2 protein-coding genes and 1 pseudogene are annotated in these 3,661 nt (G+C 75.6%); all 3 read left to right on the plus strand.

The window, feature by feature from the left end:
• On the plus strand, window positions 1-1,972 hold a 1,972-nt coding region (locus ACJA3G_RS32920), incomplete at its 5' end, for a trypsin-like peptidase domain-containing protein (RefSeq protein WP_406556696.1).
• Window positions 1,973-2,204: 232 nt separating this feature from the next.
• A complete protein-coding gene (locus ACJA3G_RS32925; RefSeq protein ID WP_406556697.1) occupies window positions 2,205-3,206 on the plus strand; it encodes an AAA family ATPase in 1,002 nt (333 codons plus the stop codon).
• A 44-nt stretch (window positions 3,207-3,250) separates the two neighbouring features.
• Window positions 3,251-3,661, plus strand: a pseudogene (locus tag ACJA3G_RS32930) (hypothetical protein); the annotation flags it as partial.

The following is a 3,661-nucleotide window of genomic DNA, read 5'->3' on the forward strand; positions in this document are numbered from 1 at the left end:
GCCTGAGCACGCGCACGACCCCTTCATCGACGATCTGGCGCGCTCGGCCACCGTCCACCTGCTCCCCGCCGGTGGCGGCACGATGTGGGGCAGCGGCTTCTTCGTCGCCCCCGGCTGGGTGCTGACCTGCGCGCACGTCCTGCGCCCGCATCTGGCCCGGGACCGCGAGCGGATCTTCTGGGTCGGCAGCGACCGGCTCGGCGAGGACCCGCTGCCCGCCCGGCTCGCGGCCTGGCTGGTCGACGACGACCTGCCCGGCGAGGCCGTGCCCGTCGAGCAGGACCTCGCGCTGGTCCGCCTGATCGAGGACGACGTGGAGCACGAGTGCGTCTGGCTCAGCGACTGCGCCGAGCCGCCCGGCGCGAGCACCGCCGTGGTTTACGCCTTCCGGCCCGAGGAGGGCCCGCAGCGCTGGCAGACCGCCATCGACATCCGTACGTACGACGGCAATTACGGGTTCCGGTTCCACACCACCGAGTTCCCCAAAGGGGTCTCCGGCGGACCCGTGGTCGACCCGCACACCGGCGCCGTCGTCGCCGTGATGAAGTCGCGCCAGGCCGAGCGGGGCGGCGGCCGGGCCATCGCGCTCCCGGCGCTGCGCCGCTTCGGCGACCTCTACCGCACGGTGCTCGCCGAGCACGACCGGTGGCACGGCGGCGAGCCCCGGCTCAGCGGCTACAACACCTGGGTCGACCGGCAGCAGCAGTTACCCGCCGCCGGGCTGCACCGCACGCCCGAGCAGTGGAGCCCGTACGACCGGCGAGCGGCCCTCGGACTGCTGGCCTCCGTGCCCGGGCCCGGCGGGGTGCCGGCCGTCGCCAAGCTGGCGCGCAAGGCCCGCGGCGGGATCGCCCCGCCCGCCAGCCTGCCCGACCCGCGCACCTGGCGCGACGGCCACGGCCTGCTCTACGAGGCGCACCGCCCGATGCCCGCCATCGCCTTCCTGCACTACCTCAAGCTGGTCGTGGAGTACGAGCGCGGGCGCGGCGGCGACCCGGCACAGCTGGCCGCCTGGGTGAACGAGCGGCTGCGCGGCATCCCGCCCGTGGTGCACACCGTGGTCACCGAGGCGCGGCTGCCCGACGGGCTGCTGCCGGTGCTCGGGCCCGGCGCGCCCGAGGAGATCCTGACCGTCCTGCCGTACCCCACGCCCGAGCGCGGCGGCGCTGTCGTCACCGTCGAACTGGAGCCGCTCTCCGACGCGCCCGACCGGTTCTACTGGCGCATCCGGGTGCACGACGGTGACCGGGAGGGCTCCCGGCCGGTGGCCGAGGAGTGCCGGGGCGACGGGGTGGCCCCCGGCGAGCTCATCCGGCGGCTGCGCCGGCCGCTGGTCACCGCCTTCCAGAGCGTCGACACCGACGACTGCCCGGCCCCCCTCGAAGTCGCCCTGCCCGCCGACCACTTCGACACCGCCGTGCACCGCTGGCAGCTCACCGAGATCGGGCGCCTGTACCGGTCGCCCTACCTCGGCGTGCAGCGGCGGGTGGTGCTGCGCGACCTCGACCGGCGCGGCGCGGCCGACCCCGAGTGGCGGGAGCGCTGGGACGCCCTGATGGCCGCCGAAGAACTGGTCGCGGCGCCGACGCCGCAGCCGGGCCGGGCGCCCCGGCTGCGCCACTACACCGAGATGGAGCCCGGCGCGGTGCCGGTGCTGTGCCGGCCCGCCGGGCGCGGGGTCGGCGGCGCGGCCATGCGGATGGCGCTGGACGCCGGCCACGGGGTGGCGCTCTGGCACACCGACGCCCACCCCGAACAGGGCTGCCAGGACCTGTGCGTGGCGGTGCGCGCGGGGGCCGCCGATCTGCTCGGCCAGGCGAAGGACCCCACTGAGCTCCCGGACCGGCTGCGCCGTATCAGGGAGGAGATCAGCGATTCCAAGGATGCCCAGCACTGGGCGGAGGGTGTGGCGATGCTCTACGACGACCCGGACCGGCCGCTGCCGGACCTCCAGCGGCTGGACGCGCCGTGATACGCCGTGACGGAGTGCCCGCGGCGGGCACTCCGCGCCCCGCCGTGCGCCCGGACGAGCGCCGCTGTGACCGCCTGTGCGTCCACCCGCCCGGACCGGCCGGGGCAATCGCCTTTCGGCGGCCCGGGAGTGGGTACGTTCCGACTGGACCTCGACTCGCAACGAGACTTCGACCCGCAACGACACGTGGCCAAGAAGTGGTGCCCCGCCGACCGTCGACGAGGAGCGAGCGATGGACGACTGGCTGATCTACCGAGGCCTCGGGGCGCCGGATCCCGAGCGGATCAACACCCTGCCCCCGCCGCCCCGCTGGCGCACCTTCGGCGGCGAGCCGCGCCCGTACACCGTGCCGGACATCGACATCGCCTCCGAGCGCCGGCTCGGCGACCGCGTCTCGGAGCTGTCCGCGCACGACGCCGAGACCCTCCAGCTGATCAACGCGGCGCTCTATCTGCGCCGCCCGCTGCTGATCACCGGCGAGCCGGGTTCGGGCAAGTCGACGCTGGCGCACTCGATCGCGTACGAACTGGGCCTGGGCCGGGTCCTGCAGTGGCCCGTCATCAGCCGTACCGAGCTCAGGGACGGCCTCTACACCTACGACGCCATCGGACGGCTGCACGACGCGCAGCTCGCCGACGGCCAGGCCGACGACATCGGCCGCTACATCCGCCTCGGCCCGCTCGGCACCGCGCTGCTGCCCGCCGAGCGCCCCCGCGTCCTGCTCATCGACGAGCTCGACAAGAGCGACATCGACCTGCCCAACGACCTGCTGAACGTGCTGGAGGAGGGCGAGTTCCCGATACCCGAGCTGGAGCGGATAGCCGACCGGCCCGGCCGCGACGTGGTCGACGTCCTCACCGACGACGGCCGGCGGGTGGCGGTGCCGAACGGCAGGGTCCGCTGCCGAGCCTTCCCCGTCACCGTCCTGACCAGCAACGGCGAGCGCGACTTCCCGGCGCCGCTGCTGCGCCGCTGTATCCATCTGCACCTGGACCCGCCCCGCGAGGAGCGGCTCGCGGCCTTCGTCCAGGCCCACTTCGGGCCCGGCGCCGACGAGCGCAACGTCGATCTGCTCACCCGGTTCACCCGTGACGACGGCAACGGCGAGCTGCGCCCCACCGACCAGCTCCTGAACGCCATCTTCCTCACCCAGCAGGTGAGCGAGGAGGAGCCGGAGCGGCGCGAGGAGATAGCCGAGCTGCTGCTGCGCCCGCTGGACACCAGGCAGCGGTGACCCCGATGACCGCCGCCCGGGGCCCGCGCCCCCCCAGGAACGCCGTGACCTCCACGCTCACGGCCCTGGTGGCGCGCCTGCGCGAGGCGGAGATCCAGCCGACCGCCCAGGAGCTGGCGGACGCGCTGTGGCTGGCGGGGTTCGCCGGGCCCCTCACCCGGCCGGGTCCCCGGGCGGCCGAGGCGGTGCCCCCGGCCTCCGGCGGCCCCGGCGTCAAACCGCCCGACCCCCTCGACGGGGCGGCCCCCGGGACCGCCGAGCACCTCTCCGGACAGGGCGTTCCCGGCGGCTCCGGCACCCCTGGGCCAGGGGCCCGGGCCGATCTGTTCACCCCCGGGCCCGGCGCCGGTTCCGGCCGGGGCGCCGAGGGCGCGCATCCGCCGGCCGGCCCGGACGGGGTGCGGGTGGCGGCCCCCGCCGCGGCCACCCTGCCCGAACCGAGCGCCCTGCAGCGG

Source organism: Streptomyces sp. YS-3 (assembly GCF_045257485.1).
Classification (GTDB): domain Bacteria; phylum Actinomycetota; class Actinomycetes; order Streptomycetales; family Streptomycetaceae; genus Streptomyces.

What these genes read in the sequence shown, in the direction of transcription:
- ACJA3G_RS32925 (WP_406556697.1), top strand. Translation starts at nt 2,205, where the DNA reads ATGGACGACTGGCTGATCTACCGAGGCCTCGGGGCGCCGGATCCCGAG.